Below are 16,457 nucleotides of genomic sequence, written 5' to 3' on the forward strand. Positions count from 1 at the left end.
ACGGCACAGACGCTGGTAAAGATTCGCTGAAACGAGTTCCTGTTGAGCGTGTGAACTTACGCCGTAGCGTTCCCGACGGTCACCGTGCCGAGCGTCACGGTGCGCTCGTCCGGTGCCCCGAGGAGGCGACCGGTCCAGACGACTTCGACGGTGTCGCCCGAGTCGAGGTAGAACCCGACCGACCCGGCACCGTCGAGGTAGTCGCCGTCGCCGTCGGCGTCGACTCGCGGGTCGTCCACGGTGAACGAGTCCCCGGCCGTGACGGGGAACTCACTCCCTTCGTCGGCCCACGAGAGCGTCGTCGTCACGTTGCGGTCGGCGTCGGTGACGGCGACGGCGAGTTCGGTCGTACTCATCGTCGTCAACCGGTCGCCGCCCGCGTGTGACACCGTGACCGACCCCGCGCCGGCGTCGTAGGACCCCTGCACGTCGACGCTGGGGGCCGCCGTCCGCAAGTCCGCGCCCGGGCCGACAGCGAGCACCGCGAGTCCCGCGATAGCCAGCGCCGCCAGTAGCCAGACCGCGAGTCGCTCGACGGTCACGACGGCGCGCGCGTCGGACCGCGTGGTACTCCTCATTGATGGACACCTCCAGCGGCACGGAAATAAGCGCCCCGGTCACGCGTCGATGGCCCCCGAGTGGCGTCTCGCCAGGGTCGGTACCAGACCCGTTCCGTTGAAGTGGCTGAGTCCAGTATCCACGACCAACGAATGAGTCAGGACTTCTACGAGATACTGGGCGTCTCGCGGGACGCCTCCGAAGACGAGATTCAGGAGGCCTACCGCGAGAAGGCCCGGGATTTCCACCCCGACGTCAGCGACGACCCGAACGCCGAGGAGAAGTTCAAGAAGGCGAAGAAGGCCAAGGAAGTGCTCACCGACGACGAGAAGCGCCGGATGTACGACCAGATGGGTCACGAGCGCTTCGAACAGGCCGAGAAGCGCGGCGGCGCCGGCGGCGGTGCGGGCCGCGGCGGCATGGGCGGCGACCCGTTCGGCGGCGGTGCCGGCGGGTTCGACATGCAGGACATCTTCGACCAGTTCTTCGGTGGCGGCGGCCGCCGCGGCGGCGGCAACCGCCCGCGACAGGGCCAAGACCTCCAGACGCGACTGGACATAGACTTAGCGGACGCGTACAACGGCGTCACGAAGCAGTTGAACGTCACGCGCCCCGAGACGTGCGAGGACTGCGACGGGAAGGGGCACCCGCCGGGTGCCGACTCCCAGACCTGTCCCGAGTGCGACGGGCAGGGCCAGACCACGCGGGTCCAGCAGACGCCGATGGGTCGCGTCCAGCAGACCGCCACCTGTCGCCGCTGTGAGGGCGAGGGGACGCTGTACGACGAGACCTGTTCGACCTGTCGGGGCAACGGCACCGTCCAGAACGAGGCGTCGCTGGAGGTGGAGATTCCCCCGGGCATCGAGGACGGCCAGACGCTCCGGATGGAACGTGAGGGCGCGCCGGGCGAACGCGGCGGGCCGAACGGCGACCTGCTGATTCAGGTGTCGGTTCGCGACCACCCGGACTTCGAACGCGAGGGCGACGACCTGTCCCACCAACACGCCATCTCCTTCCCGCAGGCCGTCTTCGGCGACACCGTCACCGTCCCGACGCTCGACGGCGAGGTGGACATGGACATCCCGTCCGGGACCCAGAGCGGCGAGGTGTTCCGACTGGAGGGCAAGGGGATGCCCCGCCTCCGACGCCGGGGGAACGGCGACCTCTACGTGCAGGTGCAGGTCGTCACGCCCGACAGCCTCAACGACGAGCAACGCGAGGCCCTCGAACGGTTCGCCGAGGCCGGCGGCGAGGAGGTCGAGGTCGAGGAAGGCTTCTTCGAGAAACTGAAGAACTCGCTGTAGTCACTCGCCGCTGCCGGGCGTCTCGGCGTCGTCGAGTCTGCCTTCGTACTTCGCCAGCGCCGTCTCCAGCGCCGCGTCGGCGTCGACGTCGAGTTCCGCACACAGCGCCAACAGCGCGAAGAGCGCGTCGCCGAGTTCGTCCTCCGCGACGGCGGCCGCCGAGGGGTCGCTCCCGTACTCGGTGGACTCGTTCACCTCTTTGGCCACCTCGCCCAGTTCCGAGGCGAGGTCGAGGACGCGGTAGGCGGGCGGTGTCGAGAGGTCGTGGTCGGCGAGGAACGCCGCGACCTGTTCCTGTCGGTCCATGGGCCGGTCGAATCGCGGTGTCCAGTTCTGTGTTGCGGTTTCCGTCTGGCTTTTGTCCGGTCGTCCCCAACCCTCTGGCATGCAGGTACTCGGTGACCTCGTCGCAGAGGGCCGCGGCCGCGACGGCCACATCTTCGCCTCGCCGGAGCGCACGGCCCCGTACAGTTACCGCGACTTCTGTACGAACGCGTGGAAGGGCGGCAACCTCATGCGCCACTACGGCGTCCGCGAAGGGACCCGCGTGGCCGTCGTCGCCGGGCCGAAGAACCCGACAGAAGGGGACGAACCCGGGTACGTCGGGGCCGCTCCGGACCCGTTGCTGGCATTCCTCGCGGCGACGCTCGACGGCGCCGTCGTCGACGTGGACCCGCCGGGCGCGGTGGACGCGACGGCGCTGGTCGCTCCCGCGGCGTGGCTGGACCGCTACGAACTCGCTCCCGGGACGAAGGCGCTGGCCTACGGCGGGCCGAGCGACGACCCGACCGTCGCGCAGTTCGAACGCGAACTGTGGAGCGAGAACCCGCTCCAACCGCCGGGTGAGGTGGCCCCCGACGACCCGGCGCTGGCCGGCGACCGGACCTACACGCACGGGGAGTTGCTCGCGGCGAGCGAGCGACTGGTCGCCGACTACGATATCGACGCCGAGACCACACTCGCCCTCCGTGCGCCAGTCACCTCGACGGGAGCCATCGTCGCCGGCCTGCTCGCGCCGATGCGTGCGGGCGCGACAGTCCGACTCAGCGACGACGAAGCGGCCGACGTGGCCGTGGCTCCACAGGGGAAAGCGGTTCCAGAAGAGCGAGTGATTCGACCGACCGATATCTCAGTGTGACGCGCGGTACTCTCCGTGCTTGACGCCGAGTAGGAGCGTGACGACGCCGAACACGAGCAGTCCGCCGAGCACCATCATGACGGTGCTAGTCGTCATCGGACTCATCAGCGTCCCTCCGGCGAGGACGCCGAAGAGCACGAGGAAGGCCGCCGCCGTCTTTGTCGCGTCGAATTCCATGACAGCCGGGGGTTAGGGAGCGGGCCGCGTAAACGTTGTCGTCGCGGTCATTCCGTCGGCCGGGCGAAGTCCGCGAGGGTCACCAGCAGACCGAGTATCCACCCGATGGGGAAGGAGATGGCGACCCACATCACCACGTACGCCGCCCCTTCGAGGTCGAACGTCCGCGAGAACAGGTCCGCGAGGCCGATGGGTGCGAGAGCGTTGTCGAGCAACCACTGGGCGAGGGCGGTGCTGTTGGGGAGGACGACGGCGGCGAGCGTCTTCGAGAACAGCGCCGCGACGACGGGCGGGAGGAAGATGGCCGTCATGGCGAACGGGTAGGCGAGTGCGACGGTCGTCCCGCGGCCGCCCACAGACCGCGCGCCGACGGCGAGCGCCGCCGACAGCGTCGCGACGCCCCCGGCGATTCCGATAGCGAGAGCGCCGCCGGCGACCATGTCCAGTTCGTACCGCGCCAGCGCGGTGAGCGCGCCCCAGACGACTATCGAGAGGAGGACGACGCCGACGACGCCGAGGCGCGTCGCCGTCCCGTCGACGCGGCGCGTCTGGAACCGGAGGAACGCGCCGAGCAACACGAGGGGGTAGACGAGGCCGACGACCGGCACGCCGATGGCCGACCACAGCCGATACAGGACCATGCCGGACTGCGAGTCCGGCGTCCACGTGCCGAGAACCGTGTCGCCAGCGTCCCGCTGGCGCGGGTAGACGATTTCCATCCACGTCTCGTGTAACCGCCTGAGGTCGATGCGCATCCCACCGACGACCCCGTTGCTCCCTGTAGCCATACCCGCCAGTTTACCCCTCCCACCGTTAAAGGTTTCAGGCCGCCGCGTTCTCCTGACAACCGAGAGACAGAGACGTCGTGGCGGTACGGCCGGTGCGGAGCGTCAGCAGCGGGCCTCGGTCGGCCCGCTCAGTCCCACGCTTCGGGTGCCCAGTCCGGGTTGATGCGGCGGTCCGTGTACTCGATGTCGTCGATGCGGGCGACCTCCTCGTCGGTGAGTTCCAGCGACGCGCTGGCCCAGTTGTCCGTGATGTGGTCGCGGCCCGTCGCCTTCGGGATGGCCGTGACGCCCTTCGCTCGAAGCCACGCGAGGCTGACCTGCGCCGCGCTGACGTCGTGGTCGTCCGCAATGTCTGCGAGCACGTCGCTCTCGAACACCTCGCCGCGCGCCAGCGGCGAGTACGCGACCAGTTCGTAGTCGTTCTCGCCGGCGTGTGCCCGGAGTTCCTCCTGCTGGAGGAACGGGTGCATCTCCACCTGATTCGCGAACAGCGGCGCGTCGAGTACCTCCGCGGCCGTCTCGACGTGGTGCGGTTCGAAGTTCGAGACGCCGACGTTGTGAATCGACCCCCGCTCGTACAGTTCGTCGAGTGCGCCCAGCGTCTCCTCGGGGCCGTACTCGCCCGCCGGCCAGTGGACGTAGAGGAGGTCGACGGCTTCTACGCCGAGGTCGTCGAGGCTGTCGTCGACGCTGTCGAGGAGGTCGTCGTGCGAGAGGTTCGAGGTCCAGACCTTCGTGGCGAGGAAGACATCCTCTCGGTCCACGTCGGCCGCCGCCAGTCCGTCACCGACGGCGCTCTCGTTGCCGTAGGCCTGTGCCGTGTCGACGTGGCGGTACCCCGTCTCCAGCGCCGTCTCGACGCTCGCCGCACACTCCTCGGGGTCGTCGTTCTGCCACGTGCCGAGACCCAGCATCGGCATGCCACTCGCGCGCGGGACGCTCTCGGGCGTCAGTTCCTGCTGAGACATCACGTCGTCCCAAGCGCCTGACTCGGAAAAGGGGCCGGGAAAGCGGTCACCGGGGTCGGTCGGAAACCGACATATTCACGGCGGGGACCAACCAAGTGCCGTCCATGACAGACGGTAGTGCGGACGTGTCTCGCCGGGCGTTCATGCGGACCGCCGCAGGGGCCACCGCGGCCTCGGCTGCCGCAGGGACGGCGGCTGCACAGGAGAGCGGCGGCAACAACACCAGCAGCGGCGGTAACACCTCTAGCAGCGGGGGGAACGCCACCAGCGGCGGCAACAACACTTCCGGCGGCGGTGGCGGCGGTGGCGGCGGGAGCGCCGGCCCGCCGGACTACGGCAGTTGGTTCAGCGGGGTCGGGAACTTCAGCGGCGAGACGGTGGACGCCACCGGAAAGAGCGAGGTGACTGTCACCGTCGGCGCCGAAGGCAACGGCGGCGCGTTCGCGTTCGACCCGCCCGCCGTCCACGTCGACAACGGCGCGACGGTGAAGTTCGAGTGGACGGGCGAGGGCGGCGGCCACAACGTCAAGTCCGACGGCGACGGCCCGCTGGACTCCGGTAGCGCCACTTCCTCCTCCGGCGTCAACTACGAGCACACCTTCGAGAACGACGGCATCTTCAAGTACGTCTGTGTCCCCCACGAGGGCCTCGGCATGAAGGGTGCCATCGTCGTCGGCAGCGACTACCCGACCGCCAGCACCGGTGGCGGCGGTGGCGGTGGCGGCGGCGGGTCCCCGGAAGTGCCGAGTAGCGCGAAGACCCTCGGCGTGGCGACGTCGTTCGTGATGGCCGCGACGCTCGGTCTGGCGTACTTCTTCATCCGCTACGGCGGCAACTACGAGACCCCCGACGTCGAGTAGTCGACGCCGCCGGACCCGCTCAGACCGAGTCGGGTCCCGTGTGAATCTCCAAGTCCACGTCGCGCCGTTCGCCCTCGATGTCGGCGACGACGCGTTCGACGATGCGAGTCGCCTCCTTGTGAATCAGCGGTTTGACCTTCTCGATGACCCAGTCCAGCGAGACGAGACGGGGGAGGTCGACGGCGCCCGACGAGGCGGAGTCGGGGTCGAACTCGATGTGGAGGACGACCCGGGAGGCGACGTCGACGCCGTCCGGGGCCGACACCTCCTCGACCTGCCAGTACCCCTCGGCGTCGATGTCCTTGACGATGCACCAGTCGATGCGCTCCGGTCTCTCGACGCCGGTCACCTCCGAGCGTGCGGTGTAGGTGAGTTTCCACCACGAGAACACGAGGTCGTAGTTGGTCCCGGGCGTCCCGTCGCCGTCCTGCGTGACCCGGTCGATGTACTCCGAGTAGCGCGCGTACCCCGGGAAGTCCAGCAAGAACTCGTACATCTCCTCGGGGGGCGCGTACACCACCGTACTGACCTCGACTTCGTCCACACCCGCAATGCCGAGGGGTCCGGAGGTAAACTTTCGGGCGGACCCGACGACGGCGCGGGCGACAATCTTGCCGAAAGATTTCTCGTGCGCATGAGAACGAACAAGAAATATTATTACCCTGTATCCGATAGGGTCACTACATGAGCGCATCCGACATCACGGCCGTCGAAGAAGAAGACCCCGAGGGCGACGGCGGCGACTGGGAAGCCGTCCGCGACCTGCCGCCGAGCGCGAAACTCGTCGCGAAGGTGCTGGAGTACAACGACACGCTGACCCAGAGCCAACTGGCGGAGGAGACCCTGCTGCCGCCGCGGACGGTCAGGTACGCACTGAACCGCCTCGAAGAGGCCGGCGTCGTCGACTCCCGGTTCTCCTTCGCCGACGCGCGCAAGCGCATCTACACGCTCAGCATCGAGTGACCGTTCCCGCCGGTCACGGGCACGGCCGTCCCGGTGCCGTCGTTTTTTCCTCGCGGTGGGGCAACGTTGATTAGTTCCGCGACAGAGACGTTGAACATGAAAGTCGTCCTGATTGGTGTCGGACAGGCGGGAGGGAAAGTAACGCAGTCCCTCGCGGAGTTCGACTACGAGATGGGGTTCGACGCGGTCCGCGGCGCGCTGGCGGTCAACACGGCGAGACCGGACCTCCAGAACCTCGACATCGACACCGCCCTCATCGGCCAAGACCGGGTGAAGGGCCACGGGGTCGGTGGCGACAACGAACTCGGCGCACAGATAATGCAGGAGAACGCGACGGAGGTACTGGACAACCTCGACGGTCGCATCACCACGGAGGCCGAGGCCGTCGTCGTCGTCGCCGGTCTCGGCGGCGGCACGGGGTCCGGCGGCGCACCGATGCTGGCCCGCGAACTCAAGCGCATCTACGAGATACCCGTCTACGTCCTCGGCATCCTCCCCGGCAAGGACGAGGGCGGTCTGTATCAGGCCAACGCCGGTCGCTCGCTCAAGACCGCCGCCCGCGAGGCAGACTCGCTCCTGCTCGTCGACAACGACGCGTGGCGCGGGAGCGGCGACAGCGTCGCCGAGGGCTACGAACGCATCAACGACGCCATCTCCCAGCGCGTGGGCCTCCTGCTGGCCTCCGGCGAGGCCGTCGAGGGGGTCGGCGAGAGCGTCGTCGACTCCTCCGAGATAATCAACACCCTCCGCGGCGGTGGCATCTCCTCAATCGGCTACGCGAGCGCGGAGGCCAGCGAGGACCCCGGCGAGAACGTCAACACCATCACGAGCGTCACCCGCAACGCCCTCCTGACGAGCATGAGCCTCCCGAACGCTACCGACGCCGAATCCGCTCTCCTCGTCGTCGCCGGCGACCCCGAACGCCTCTCGCGGAAAGGCATCGAGCGCGCCCGCCGCTGGGTCGAAGACGAGACGGGCAGCATGGAGGTCCGCGGCGGAGACTTCCCACTGGGGTCGGACAAAGTCGCCGCGCTGGTCGTCCTCTCGGGCGTCGAGCGCTCCGGTCGGGTCGACGAGTTCATGCAGAAGGCCAACGAGGCCGCCAAGTCGCAGGGACAGTCGGTCGACCCCGACGAGTTCGACAACGAGAACCTCGACAATCTGCTCTGAGGCGTTCGGTCAGGGAAGCAGTTCACCGCTCGGCCACTCGACGCCCGAAAACGGGACCGCCTCAGACCAAGCTGCTGCCGTCGAACTCGGTGCGGTCGTAGTCGTGGTCCAACAGGTCGAGGATGGTCGGCGCGATGTCGTAGAGGTCGGCGTCGTCGATGCGGGCGTCGGCGTCGTCGACGAGTAGCGTCGCGTTGTCGAAGGAGTGCATCCCGTTGCGCGGACCGACGTCGAACACTTCCTCACTGCCCTTGAACCCGGCCTTGAGGTCGAAGCCGTGGTTCGGGACGACGACGAGGTCCGGCGCGATGTCGTCGTGGTCGCCGCGGAACGCGTCCTCGCGGGTGACCACTCGGTCCGCGACCTTGTTGCCGTTCGGGCCTTCGAGGGCTTCGAGTTTCTCCTTCAGGTCGGCGCGGACCGATTCGTACTCCTCCTCTGGGACGCCCCCGCCGGGTTCGCGCCCGTCGAGGTTGATGTAGAACCGACCGGGGATGAGCGAGTAGGCTTTGGCGTCCTCGCTGATGTCGCCCAGTTCGGAGTGGTCCTCGGTCTCGTATTCCAGCCAGCCCTCCTGTTCGAGCCACTCGTTGAAGTGGACCTCGTACTCCAGCGAGGTGAACCCGTGGTCGGAGGCGACGACCATCGTCACGTCGTCGGCGAGTTGGTCGCGGAGGTTCCCGAGGTACTCGTCGACCTGCTTGTAGAAGTCGAAGAACTCCTGCTGGTACTCACCGTCCTGTTCGTAGTGCTTGAACAGGAAGTGGTTGACCCGGTCGGTGGTCATGAACACGCCGAAGAAGAGGTCCCAGTCGTCCTGCTGGACGTAGTGGGAGAACGTCTCGTAGCGCTTCTCCAGGGTCTCGTGGGCGTCCTCCACGAACGCCGACTTGTCCTCGTCGTGACCCAGTTTCGCGTTGACGTCGATGCGGTAGTCGGTCGATTCGAGGCGCTCGCGCAGTTCGTCCGGGTACGCGGCCTTGTCGACGCCGGGCGAGAGGAACCCGGAGACCATCCGCTGGACGTTGCGCTGGGGCGGGAACGTCACGGGGACGTTCAGCACCGTCGCGTCACGGCCCTCGTCGGTGACCCGGTCCCAGAGGCGCGTCGCCTGTACGTCCCGACCCATCGGGACGTACGTGTCGTAGGACCCGACTTCGCGGTCCTGAAAGCCGTAGACGCCCGTTTCACCGGGGTTGACGCCCGTCGTCAGGGCGGGCCAACAGGCGCTGGACTCCGGCGGGACGATGCTGTTGATGGGGCCGGCGCTCCCCTCCTCCGCGAGTTCCGTGAGGTTCGGGAAGACGTCCGGGTGCTCCGAAATGAGGCTGTACGGCACGCCGTCGATGCCGAAGAAGGCGACCCGTGGGGCGTCGTCGCCTTTCAGACGGTCGAATAGACCCATGCCCGTCGTTAGACCGGTCGGGGACAAGAAGCTTCTTTTCGCGAGCGTGTCACGGGAAGCGGCAATCCGTGCGGCGGCGGACCGGTTACGACGACCGCTCCGCGTTCTCGGGGACGACCGTCAAGTGCGCGATACCCGGCGGATTGGGGTCCTCTCGCTCCGGTCCGGCGGTGGGGTCGGTCAACGCGGCCTCGGATTGGTCGGTCGCCATCGTATCTACAGTTACCGGGAGCCACCCTGAAAAGATTACCCATGCTCATACATAATCGGCAACGACTACCGGTATTATCGGGGAGCATACGTCCGGATATCCTCGTGCGTTCCGGTCGGCGAGCCAGCGGCTCCGCGGTGGGGGAGAGGCGAAAGAATGGAACCGAAGCGCCGTTCAGTTGAAGTGCTCGTCGTAGAGGTCCTGAGCGTGCTCGATGGCGTCCATCGCGGCCTGTTTGTCCTCCCAGCCCAGCGTCTCGACTTCTTTGCCCTCTTCGAGGTTCTTGTAGGTCGCGAAGAACTCGTCTATCTCGTCGAGGGTCTGCTGGGGGATGTCCTCCAAGTCCTCGATGTGGTCGTAGCGTGGGTCCTCCGTGGGGACGGCGATGACCTTGTCGTCCTGTTCGCCGTCGTCGTCCATCTTCATCAGGGCGACGGGGCGGGCCTCGATGACACAGCCGGGGAACGTCTGGTCCTCGACGAGGACGAGGACGTCGAAGGGGTCCTCGTCGTCGTAGTAGCTCTGCGGGATGAACCCGTAGTCGCTGGGGTAGTGGACGTTGCTGTGCAGGACCCGGTCGAGCATGACGCCCGGGATGTCCTTGTCGTACTCGTACTTGTTGCGCTCGCCCTTGAGGCACTCGACGACGGCGTATATCTCTTCGGGCGGGTTCGGTCCGGTTTCGAGGTCTTCCCAGAGGTTCGTCATCACCCGCGTCTGCGCCGCGCCGGCAAAAGTTACTTTCGTGTTGTCGCCACGGCGCACTCGAAACAGATTTATACGAGAATCGTCCACAGAGATGCAGAGACGGTCGACGGGGAACCGAGGACTGATTCCGTACAACGGCTGTATTTCCTCCGCTATCGATATTTTTCGCTATCTGAGATGAGTACTCCCGTCACTCGGTCGTAATCGCTCCCACGTCGGAGTTAACAAGCGTTAAATATCTTGATGACATTTAGCTAACCATGTCAGAGGCACAATCCATCAAGGGTAGCCCCGGCGTCGCAAAAGATTTGACCGCGTTCCAGCAGAACATTCTCGTCATCCTGGCCGAGGAGCCACGGTACGGGCTCGCCATCAAGCGCGAACTCGAATCCTACTACGACGACGAAGTCAATCACGGGCGCCTGTACCCCAACCTCGACGACCTCGTCGAGATGGGACTCGTCGAGAAGAGCGAACTCGACAAGCGGACGAACCAGTACTCCCTGACCGACGACGGCAAGGAGGCCGTCCTCGACCAGCTCGGTTGGGAGTTCTCGAAGTTCGTCACGGGGAACGACCGGGCCGACGAACTCCACGACCTCGTCGACTCGCAGGCGTAAGCCGCTCAGCGCTCCGGTAACCGACCACCGGCTTTTTCGACGGTCAGACGAACGGACTCCTCGAGCAGCGACTGCTGTTCGTCGGTCGGCCAGACGTTCCGCGGGAAGTACTCCTCGCGGAACTCCCGCAGTTCGTCGGGCGTCGCGTCCGCGATGGACTTGGCGTAGTGGTTGCTCATGAAGTCCGCGAGGGCGTCGGCGGTGTCGGCGTGGACCGGGCCGTGGTCCGACCGGACCGCCGCCACGACCTCCCGGTTCCGTTCCTCGACCGCGTCCCACTCGTCGGGTTCTTCCGGCCCAGAGAGTCGGATTTCGACCCCCCGGTCGGTGTCTTCGACCCGGTCCGGCCGGATGACGCCGTCTTCGACCCACTCCGCGGGGTGACAGACGAGGACGTCGCCGGTGTCCTCCTCGCGGACCCGACAGGTGTAGCCGTGCTCGTCGAGGAGCGCCGCGCGTTCGGCCCGGTAGGCGGTCGCCTCGTCGTCGTCCACCGCGTCACGGGCCAGTCTGGTGAGTCGTTCGACCTCGTCGGCCGTCTCGGATGGCAGGTCAGTCATCGAGTGCGTCGTTGGCTAGTTCGTCCGCGCGGTCGTTTATCTCCCGCGGAACGTGCTCTATCTGCCAGTCGTCGAACCGGGTCAGCAGTTCGCGCACCCGGACTCGCTTCTCCCGCAGGTCCGGGTCGTTCGTGTTCCACTCGCCGCGGACCTGTTTGACGATGAGTTCGGAGTCCCCGCGGACGTGAATCTCCTCGAAGCCGTACTCCGCGGCGACTTCGAGAGCTTTGACGAGCGCCGCGTACTCCGCCTGATTGTTCGTCGCCCGACCGATGGTCTCGCCGCCCTCGGCGACGATACCGCTGTCGTCGACGAGGACGTAGCCCACCGACGCAGGGCCCGGGTTGCCGCGGGAGGCCCCGTCGAAGTAGGCGTGGACCCGTCCGCCGCCGTCGTCGCCGCGAAGGAGGGCTTCGAGACGGGCGGTGTCCTCGCCCTGCACGACCACTTTCCCCTGGTAGGCGACAGCCGTCGAACCGCCGTATTCGGCGCGCCAGCGCTCGTGCTCGGTGTTACCCGACTCGACGGTGACGCCAGCCTCGGTCAGCGTCTCTCGGGCGGCAGCCTCGTCGCACTCGATGACCGGCATTGTCGGAGAAGGACCCGGCAGTCGCAAAAACGGTTGCGGTCTGTTCGGTCGGTGGTTCGCGTTCAGTTACCGGCGCGCTTGGCGATGCGCTGAGCGCCCGACTGGCGCCCTTCTTCGCCGCCGACGTACCGGTCGACGATGGCTGCCCCGCCACCGACGGCCACGACGAGGCCGAGGCCGAGCATTATCGTCAGGAACGGGTCGACGGCGTACAGGACGATGGGCGAGAGCATCAGGAGGGCGCCACAGACGACGGCCGCCACCGCCGCGAGCGGTACCGCCTGCTTGCCGGACGCCGCTCGATAGGCCGTGTGGCCGACGGCGATGGCACTGATTTCCCCGACCAGAAGGTTCGTGAGCGCCTGCGTGTGCGGCACCTGAAACACCGCTGGCAGGAAGACGACGACGACGCTGGCGACCGTCGCGGCTAACCCGAACCACTTCGTTGTGTTCACCATGATTTATATCACCCGTTGTTACTCAGTCCAACTACGTAATACTTGTTCACGTAGGTTCGGTAGGGACAGGTTCATGCCCGGCAGGGACGAACCCGGGATAGATGCAGCTCGACGAGTTCATCGAGGGGTTCGAACGCGACGAGGCCGCCGAGAAGCGCCGCCTCGCCGAGGAGAAGTCCTACGCCATCACCGACCATCTCGAAGACGTCGAGCGACAGTTTCAGGAGACGGTACAGGGGGACTCACTCTTTGGCTCGACGGCTCCGGAGATATTCGTCGGCCGGTCTGGCTACCCGAACGTCTCGACGGGCCTGCTCTCGCCCGTCGACAGGGACGCCGCCGCCGAGGGGTTCGCCACGAGCAGTGACTGGTACGACGCTGGCCTCGGCATCGAGGACGTCCTCCAGCGGCGGACGGGGATGCTCAACTCGACCCGACCGACCGCCGTAGACGCCGTGAGTACGGGCGGTCGCCGCGGGAGCGACGCCGGCGGGGCCTACGACGTGTGGAACGGGTTCGTCGGCGTCCAGCGAGAGGTGGCCATCGCCGACCACCCGGTGGACGTCGAGGTCGGACTGGACGGCACCCCCGAACTCGACGTGCAGTTCGACGACGTGGGGACTCCGACTGGACCGCGCGCCCACGCGACCGGCGCGGACCTCGCGGAGAACCCACACGTCCCCAAACCCGTCGAGAAGACCCTCTCGGACGACGACTGGCAGGCAGAGGGAGCGATGACGTACCTCTACCGGCGCGGTTTCGACGTCTACGACATCAACACCATCCTCTCGGCCGGGGCGCTGGGACAGGCCAGCGAGCGGTCGCTCGTGCCGACGCGGTGGTCTATCACCGCCGTCGACGACACCGTCGGTCAGTACCTCCGCGGGACGACGCGCAACAGCGACACCATCGACAAACCGGAGGTGTGGTACAACGAGTACATGGGGAACCGCTACTGGGTACTGCTGGCGCCGGGTCGCTGGGAGTTCGAACTGGTCGAGATGAAGGCACCTCAGAGCGTCTGGAACCCCCGGCCCGAGACGGGCTACTACATGTCGAGCGCCTACGAGGGCTACGAGGGGCGCACTGGGTACGTAGAGGAGACGGCCGGCGCGTACTACGCGGCCCGACTGGGCGTCCTCGAACACCTCCAGGAGCGGGGCCGACAGGCCAAGTGTCTCGTCCTCCGGGAGATTACCGACGACTACTGGGCACCCGTCGGCGTCTGGCAGGTCCGGGAAGGGGTCCGGAACGCCTTCGACGGCGAACCCGGCGTCGGCCAGTCGTTCCGCGAGACGCTCTCGGCCGTGAGCGACCAACTGCCGGTCAGCGTCGGAGCGCTCCGGCGGAAGTCCGAACTCGTCGCCGGTCTTCAGTCACAGCTCTCGGACTTCTGAGGTCGGTAGAAGCGACAACCATTACATTCGCGCTGGTGTTACACCCCGGTATGAGCCCTCCACTCCTACTATTTCCGGGCCTCCCCGGCGGAGTCGAATTGGTCGTCCTCCTCCTGATGATGGTCCCGTTTCTGGTACTCCCCCTTGCCCTCGTCGTCGGCGCGTACCTGTTCGGAAAGCGACGCGGTCGCGCCGAGGTGACCGACGGCGACGGGACAGAGCGTGTCGAGTAGGAGACAGTGAGTCGGCGTCTCACGCCCGCTACGGCCAGAATCGACTGGTTTAACCGTCGGAATCCGTGAGTGTCTACTGTGTCCCCTCAGCCAGCAGACGCCGGCCCGGCCCAAGAGTTGACGAGTCAGGCCTACCACATCACCGTCGACGACGGCCGTGACTCGTTCTGTGCGCTCAGCATCGAGTCGCCCGACGTCGAGACGGCGTGGCTCATCTCCGACACCGTTCGGTCGCTGGAGAACATGCGATAGCGTCTCAAAAGCTGTTTTAGCCCGCCCGTGCTACGCCCCGCCATGTACCCGCTACTGCAGGGCATCGGTCCGGGCGGCATGCTCGTCGTCGCCCTCCTCCTCGCGGCGATGGTGATTCCCGTCCTCGTCGTCCTCGGTATCGCCCTGTATCTCACTCGCGACCAGTGGGGCGACCGAAAGGATTTCGTCGGAACGGAGGCGGACCCGACGGTAGACACGACGGAGACGGCGTCAGAAGACGCACAGTCCGAGGGCGACTCGACGTAGTCACTCGGTCGGGACCGGCCCGGTGCCGATGACCTCTCGGACGGCGGCCTCGAACTCGTGGCGGTCCGCGAAGTACGGTTCGTCTACCTCCTCCATGACCGCGGCCAGTTCTCGGGGCCCGTCGGGCGTCCTGACGGTGGTGTCGCCCTCTCGCTCGACGATTGTGCTGTGTTCGATGCCCCACGTGAGCCGCGCGGTGACGCGGGCGAGCGGTGCCCCCTCGACGTCCGGCCCCTCACCGAGTTCGACGGCCGGCGCCTCCTCTTCGCTCTCGTCGTCGCTCATACCCGAACTGTTCCCGCCGCCCCGATTAGTGCTTTCGGAATGCGAGCGGACCGCTGTCGCCGTCTCCCTCCCACCACACGCGCTCGCGTCATGCGTCCGTCTGACGGGTAGTTTTGAGGAACGGCGTTCTAGAGGCCCCTATGACCAGTCTGACGGACGTGTACGAGGGGGAAGTCGGGCGCGTCGCGTCGCGCCGTCAACAGCTCGTCGGGTCCGGGCTGTTCCTCGCGGGGGTCGCCGGACTCGTCGCCGCTATCGCGCTGGCGACGACGGACGTGGGGGCCTCGGTGGGCCTCGGTGACTACGCCGCCCGTGAGGTGGCCGGCGTCGTCGCAGGGGTCGGACTCCCGTCCGTCGTCCTCGGCGTCTTCGCCGTGTTACCCGCCAGCCGGCGGATTCGGGCGACGGCCGTTCTCGGCGCTACCGTCGCCCTCCTCGGCGTCGCCGTGTTCCAGCACATCTATCCGTACGACTGGATGACGAACGCGCCCCTGCAGGCGCTCGGGACTAGCATCGTCTACCTCACGGGCGTCCTGACCACGTTCTGGTGTCTGTTCGCGGCGCTGGCGACGTTCAACACCCGCAAGTCGCCGGGCGGAACGGCCAAGATGGAAGTGACCGAGGAGGGCACCATCAAACTCGTCGAGGAGGCCCGCTCGATACCCGGCATGGGCGGCATCGGGTTCTTCGGAGACGACCCGGACGGCGGCGTCGAGACCCAGACCAACCGCCGTGACGAGGGCCGAAGCACCGTCAGCGACGGCGGCGACGGCAGCGAGGTGCTCGGTGCCCCCGGCGGCACCCGTTCCGGGACGGACAGTCCGAGCGAACCGCAGTCCCCGGACGGACGAGCGACCGACCGCGCCTCGACCGACAGCGAGACCGCCCGGTCTCGGCAAATCGGCCCCTCCGAGCGCGACTTGGACCCCGCTATCGCCAACGCCGGTCCGGAGTCCGCACCCAGCACTGACGGCGGGACGACCCCCCACACGGGACAGGACCCCATCACGGAGACGGCGGTCCACCGCGGCGAACCGGACAACTACTGCGGGAACTGCCGACACTTCCAGTACGTGATGGACGGCGACGACATCGAACCGTACTGCACGTTCCACGAGGACCTGTTGGACGACATGGAACCGTGTCCGGCGTGGGTCAACAACGACTGACCCGAACCCGGGCGTTTAACAGGGGCGCGTTGCCTAGGGAGGACAACAATGGAGTTCTGCGACGACTGCGGTTCGATGATGAAGACAGAGGGCGACATGTGGCTCTGTGAGAGTTGCGGCTACGAGAAGCCGCGCAACGCCGACGCCGAACAGGAGATGGCCGTCACCACGCAGGGCCAAGAGGAGTCGGAAGTCGTGGACACCTCGGAGGTGGACGCGGCGGACATGGGACCGACGACCAACGCCCGCTGTCCGGAGTGTGGCAACGAACGAGCCTTCTACGAGATGAAGCAGATTCGCGCCGCCGACGAGTCCGAGACGCGCTTTTTCACCTGCACCGAGTGCGAGCACAAGTGGCGGGAGGACGACCACTGAGC

General features: G+C 66.9%; 25 protein-coding genes. 12 read left to right on the forward strand and 13 right to left on the reverse strand.

From position 1 onward, the window contains the following. Positions 1-56: 56 nt before the first annotated feature. Positions 57-578, reverse strand: coding sequence for a hypothetical protein (locus Hhyl6_RS03225; protein WP_483737784.1), 522 nt, complete (start codon positions 576-578; stop codon positions 57-59). A 132-nt stretch (positions 579-710) separates the two neighbouring features. On the opposite strand from Hhyl6_RS03225, the gene dnaJ reads away from it, so the two are divergent. Next, entirely contained in the window at positions 711-1,862 is a 1,152-nt protein-coding gene (gene dnaJ / locus Hhyl6_RS03230; RefSeq protein WP_483737785.1) for a molecular chaperone DnaJ, read from the forward strand. On the opposite strand, the gene Hhyl6_RS03235 is transcribed toward dnaJ, so the two are convergent. Next, positions 1,863-2,168 carry a MazG nucleotide pyrophosphohydrolase domain-containing protein gene (locus Hhyl6_RS03235; RefSeq protein ID WP_483737786.1) on the reverse strand — a complete coding sequence of 102 codons (306 nt, stop codon included), beginning with the start codon at positions 2,166-2,168 and terminating at the stop codon, positions 1,863-1,865. A 79-nt stretch (positions 2,169-2,247) separates the two neighbouring features. Here Hhyl6_RS03235 and Hhyl6_RS03240 point away from each other — a divergent pair, with 79 nt between their 5' ends. Next, positions 2,248-3,000, forward strand: a complete 753-nt coding sequence (locus Hhyl6_RS03240) for a hypothetical protein (protein WP_483737787.1) — start codon at positions 2,248-2,250, stop codon at positions 2,998-3,000. Here Hhyl6_RS03240 and Hhyl6_RS03245 read toward each other — a convergent pair. The 3 genes from Hhyl6_RS03245 to Hhyl6_RS03255 form a co-directional block, all read right to left on the reverse strand. After that, positions 2,992-3,177 carry a DUF7333 family protein gene (locus Hhyl6_RS03245; RefSeq protein WP_483737788.1) on the reverse strand — a complete coding sequence of 62 codons (186 nt, stop codon included), beginning with the start codon at positions 3,175-3,177 and terminating at the stop codon, positions 2,992-2,994. The two genes, Hhyl6_RS03240 and Hhyl6_RS03245, sit on opposite strands and share 9 nt — an antisense overlap. Before the next feature lie 47 nt (positions 3,178-3,224). After that, the gene (locus tag Hhyl6_RS03250) at positions 3,225-3,965 is read right to left on the reverse strand and encodes a hypothetical protein (RefSeq protein WP_483737789.1); all 741 of its coding nucleotides are present in this window, start codon (positions 3,963-3,965) and stop codon (positions 3,225-3,227) included. 128 nt (positions 3,966-4,093) lie between these two features. Then, a complete protein-coding gene (locus Hhyl6_RS03255) occupies positions 4,094-4,885 on the reverse strand; it encodes an aldo/keto reductase (RefSeq protein ID WP_483739663.1) in 792 nt (263 codons plus the stop codon). A gap of 152 nt (positions 4,886-5,037) precedes the next feature. Between Hhyl6_RS03255 and Hhyl6_RS03260 the strand changes: the two genes are divergently transcribed. Further along, complete coding sequence (locus tag Hhyl6_RS03260; RefSeq protein WP_483737790.1) at positions 5,038-5,793, forward strand: halocyanin domain-containing protein; 756 nt, start codon at positions 5,038-5,040, stop codon at positions 5,791-5,793. 19 nt (positions 5,794-5,812) lie between these two features. Here the strand turns inward: Hhyl6_RS03260 and Hhyl6_RS03265 are convergent, their stop codons facing one another. Further along, a complete protein-coding gene (locus Hhyl6_RS03265) occupies positions 5,813-6,337 on the reverse strand; it encodes a type II toxin-antitoxin system RatA family toxin (protein ID WP_483737791.1) in 525 nt (174 codons plus the stop codon). Between the two features lie 140 nt (positions 6,338-6,477). Between Hhyl6_RS03265 and Hhyl6_RS03270 the strand changes: the two genes are divergently transcribed. Continuing rightward, positions 6,478-6,756, forward strand: coding sequence for a MarR family transcriptional regulator (locus tag Hhyl6_RS03270; protein ID WP_483737792.1), 279 nt, complete (start codon positions 6,478-6,480; stop codon positions 6,754-6,756). Between the two features lie 96 nt (positions 6,757-6,852). Then, entirely contained in the window at positions 6,853-7,926 is a 1,074-nt protein-coding gene (locus Hhyl6_RS03275; protein ID WP_483737793.1) for a tubulin/FtsZ family protein, read from the forward strand. A gap of 61 nt (positions 7,927-7,987) precedes the next feature. Here Hhyl6_RS03275 and Hhyl6_RS03280 read toward each other — a convergent pair whose 3' ends face one another. The 3 genes from Hhyl6_RS03280 to Hhyl6_RS03290 form a co-directional block, all read right to left on the reverse strand. Continuing rightward, the gene (locus tag Hhyl6_RS03280) at positions 7,988-9,331 is read right to left on the reverse strand and encodes an alkaline phosphatase family protein (protein ID WP_483737794.1); all 1,344 of its coding nucleotides are present in this window, start codon (positions 9,329-9,331) and stop codon (positions 7,988-7,990) included. Positions 9,332-9,416: 85 nt separating this feature from the next. Then, positions 9,417-9,542, reverse strand: coding sequence for a hypothetical protein (locus Hhyl6_RS03285; protein WP_483737795.1), 126 nt, complete (start codon positions 9,540-9,542; stop codon positions 9,417-9,419). 174 nt (positions 9,543-9,716) lie between these two features. Beyond that, entirely contained in the window at positions 9,717-10,250 is a 534-nt protein-coding gene (locus tag Hhyl6_RS03290) for an inorganic diphosphatase (RefSeq protein WP_483737796.1), read from the reverse strand. Positions 10,251-10,510: 260 nt separating this feature from the next. Between Hhyl6_RS03290 and Hhyl6_RS03295 the strand changes: the two genes are divergently transcribed. After that, complete coding sequence (locus tag Hhyl6_RS03295; RefSeq protein ID WP_483737797.1) at positions 10,511-10,870, forward strand: PadR family transcriptional regulator; 360 nt, start codon at positions 10,511-10,513, stop codon at positions 10,868-10,870. Positions 10,871-10,875: 5 nt separating this feature from the next. Here the strand turns inward: Hhyl6_RS03295 and Hhyl6_RS03300 are convergent, their stop codons facing one another. The 3 genes from Hhyl6_RS03300 to Hhyl6_RS03310 form a co-directional block, all read right to left on the reverse strand. Beyond that, positions 10,876-11,430, reverse strand: coding sequence for a DUF7108 family protein (locus Hhyl6_RS03300; RefSeq protein ID WP_483737798.1), 555 nt, complete (start codon positions 11,428-11,430; stop codon positions 10,876-10,878). Beyond that, positions 11,423-12,019, reverse strand: a complete 597-nt coding sequence (gene rnhA, locus Hhyl6_RS03305) for a ribonuclease HI (RefSeq protein ID WP_483737799.1) — start codon at positions 12,017-12,019, stop codon at positions 11,423-11,425. Before rnhA ends, Hhyl6_RS03300 begins: the two co-directional genes overlap by 8 nt. A gap of 62 nt (positions 12,020-12,081) precedes the next feature. Then, positions 12,082-12,477 carry a hypothetical protein gene (locus Hhyl6_RS03310; protein ID WP_483737800.1) on the reverse strand — a complete coding sequence of 132 codons (396 nt, stop codon included), beginning with the start codon at positions 12,475-12,477 and terminating at the stop codon, positions 12,082-12,084. Between the two features lie 101 nt (positions 12,478-12,578). Between Hhyl6_RS03310 and nreA the strand changes: the two genes are divergently transcribed. The 4 genes from nreA (at position 12,579) to Hhyl6_RS03330 (ending at position 14,626) form a co-directional block, all read left to right on the forward strand. Continuing rightward, a complete protein-coding gene (nreA, locus tag Hhyl6_RS03315) occupies positions 12,579-13,874 on the forward strand; it encodes a DNA repair protein NreA (protein WP_483737801.1) in 1,296 nt (431 codons plus the stop codon). 50 nt (positions 13,875-13,924) lie between these two features. Further along, positions 13,925-14,107: a hypothetical protein gene (locus Hhyl6_RS03320; RefSeq protein WP_483737802.1), complete on the forward strand. Its 183-nt coding sequence runs from the start codon at positions 13,925-13,927 to the stop codon at positions 14,105-14,107. A gap of 78 nt (positions 14,108-14,185) precedes the next feature. Continuing rightward, on the forward strand, positions 14,186-14,359 hold the full coding sequence (locus Hhyl6_RS03325) for a hypothetical protein (protein WP_483737803.1): 174 nt from the start codon (positions 14,186-14,188) through the stop codon (positions 14,357-14,359). Between the two features lie 42 nt (positions 14,360-14,401). After that, positions 14,402-14,626 (forward strand): hypothetical protein, encoded by a 225-nt coding sequence (locus Hhyl6_RS03330; protein WP_483737804.1) that lies wholly within the window; start codon positions 14,402-14,404, stop codon positions 14,624-14,626. Here Hhyl6_RS03330 and Hhyl6_RS03335 read toward each other — a convergent pair whose 3' ends face one another. Beyond that, the gene (locus tag Hhyl6_RS03335) at positions 14,627-14,911 is read right to left on the reverse strand and encodes a DUF5789 family protein (protein WP_483737805.1); all 285 of its coding nucleotides are present in this window, start codon (positions 14,909-14,911) and stop codon (positions 14,627-14,629) included. Positions 14,912-15,051: 140 nt separating this feature from the next. Between Hhyl6_RS03335 and Hhyl6_RS03340 the strand changes: the two genes are divergently transcribed. After that, complete coding sequence (locus Hhyl6_RS03340; RefSeq protein WP_483737806.1) at positions 15,052-16,080, forward strand: cell division protein CdpA domain-containing protein; 1,029 nt, start codon at positions 15,052-15,054, stop codon at positions 16,078-16,080. 48 nt (positions 16,081-16,128) lie between these two features. Beyond that, positions 16,129-16,455: a transcription factor S gene (locus tag Hhyl6_RS03345; RefSeq protein ID WP_483737807.1), complete on the forward strand. Its 327-nt coding sequence runs from the start codon at positions 16,129-16,131 to the stop codon at positions 16,453-16,455. Positions 16,456-16,457: the final 2 nt, after the last annotated feature.

This window comes from Haloarcula sp. H-hyl6, from assembly GCF_056934455.1.

Excerpts from the sequence above, each read along its gene's own strand:
- Hhyl6_RS03320 (WP_483737802.1), top strand. The coding sequence starts at position 13,925 with ATGAGCCCTCCACTCCTACTATTTCCGGGCCTCCCCGGCGGAGTCGAA.
- Hhyl6_RS03250 (WP_483737789.1), bottom strand. The coding sequence starts at position 3,965 with ATGGCTACAGGGAGCAACGGGGTCGTCGGTGGGATGCGCATCGACCTC.
- Hhyl6_RS03330 (WP_483737804.1), top strand. The coding sequence starts at position 14,402 with ATGTACCCGCTACTGCAGGGCATCGGTCCGGGCGGCATGCTCGTCGTC.
- Hhyl6_RS03290 (WP_483737796.1), bottom strand. The coding sequence starts at position 10,250 with ATGACGAACCTCTGGGAAGACCTCGAAACCGGACCGAACCCGCCCGAA.
- Hhyl6_RS03245 (WP_483737788.1), bottom strand. The coding sequence starts at position 3,177 with ATGGAATTCGACGCGACAAAGACGGCGGCGGCCTTCCTCGTGCTCTTC.
- Hhyl6_RS03295 (WP_483737797.1), top strand. The coding sequence starts at position 10,511 with ATGTCAGAGGCACAATCCATCAAGGGTAGCCCCGGCGTCGCAAAAGAT.
- Hhyl6_RS03280 (WP_483737794.1), bottom strand. The coding sequence starts at position 9,331 with ATGGGTCTATTCGACCGTCTGAAAGGCGACGACGCCCCACGGGTCGCC.
- Hhyl6_RS03255 (WP_483739663.1), bottom strand. The coding sequence starts at position 4,885 with ATGCCGATGCTGGGTCTCGGCACGTGGCAGAACGACGACCCCGAGGAG.
- Hhyl6_RS03300 (WP_483737798.1), bottom strand. The coding sequence starts at position 11,430 with ATGACTGACCTGCCATCCGAGACGGCCGACGAGGTCGAACGACTCACC.
- Hhyl6_RS03340 (WP_483737806.1), top strand. The coding sequence starts at position 15,052 with ATGACCAGTCTGACGGACGTGTACGAGGGGGAAGTCGGGCGCGTCGCG.
- Hhyl6_RS03345 (WP_483737807.1), top strand. The coding sequence starts at position 16,129 with ATGGAGTTCTGCGACGACTGCGGTTCGATGATGAAGACAGAGGGCGAC.
- Hhyl6_RS03335 (WP_483737805.1), bottom strand. The coding sequence starts at position 14,911 with ATGAGCGACGACGAGAGCGAAGAGGAGGCGCCGGCCGTCGAACTCGGT.
- nreA (WP_483737801.1), top strand. The coding sequence starts at position 12,579 with ATGCAGCTCGACGAGTTCATCGAGGGGTTCGAACGCGACGAGGCCGCC.
- rnhA (WP_483737799.1), bottom strand. The coding sequence starts at position 12,019 with ATGCCGGTCATCGAGTGCGACGAGGCTGCCGCCCGAGAGACGCTGACC.
- Hhyl6_RS03310 (WP_483737800.1), bottom strand. The coding sequence starts at position 12,477 with ATGGTGAACACAACGAAGTGGTTCGGGTTAGCCGCGACGGTCGCCAGC.
- Hhyl6_RS03225 (WP_483737784.1), bottom strand. The coding sequence starts at position 578 with ATGAGGAGTACCACGCGGTCCGACGCGCGCGCCGTCGTGACCGTCGAG.
- Hhyl6_RS03285 (WP_483737795.1), bottom strand. The coding sequence starts at position 9,542 with ATGGCGACCGACCAATCCGAGGCCGCGTTGACCGACCCCACCGCCGGA.
- Hhyl6_RS03240 (WP_483737787.1), top strand. The coding sequence starts at position 2,248 with ATGCAGGTACTCGGTGACCTCGTCGCAGAGGGCCGCGGCCGCGACGGC.
- Hhyl6_RS03270 (WP_483737792.1), top strand. The coding sequence starts at position 6,478 with ATGAGCGCATCCGACATCACGGCCGTCGAAGAAGAAGACCCCGAGGGC.
- dnaJ (WP_483737785.1), top strand. The coding sequence starts at position 711 with ATGAGTCAGGACTTCTACGAGATACTGGGCGTCTCGCGGGACGCCTCC.
- Hhyl6_RS03235 (WP_483737786.1), bottom strand. The coding sequence starts at position 2,168 with ATGGACCGACAGGAACAGGTCGCGGCGTTCCTCGCCGACCACGACCTC.
- Hhyl6_RS03260 (WP_483737790.1), top strand. The coding sequence starts at position 5,038 with ATGACAGACGGTAGTGCGGACGTGTCTCGCCGGGCGTTCATGCGGACC.
- Hhyl6_RS03275 (WP_483737793.1), top strand. The coding sequence starts at position 6,853 with ATGAAAGTCGTCCTGATTGGTGTCGGACAGGCGGGAGGGAAAGTAACG.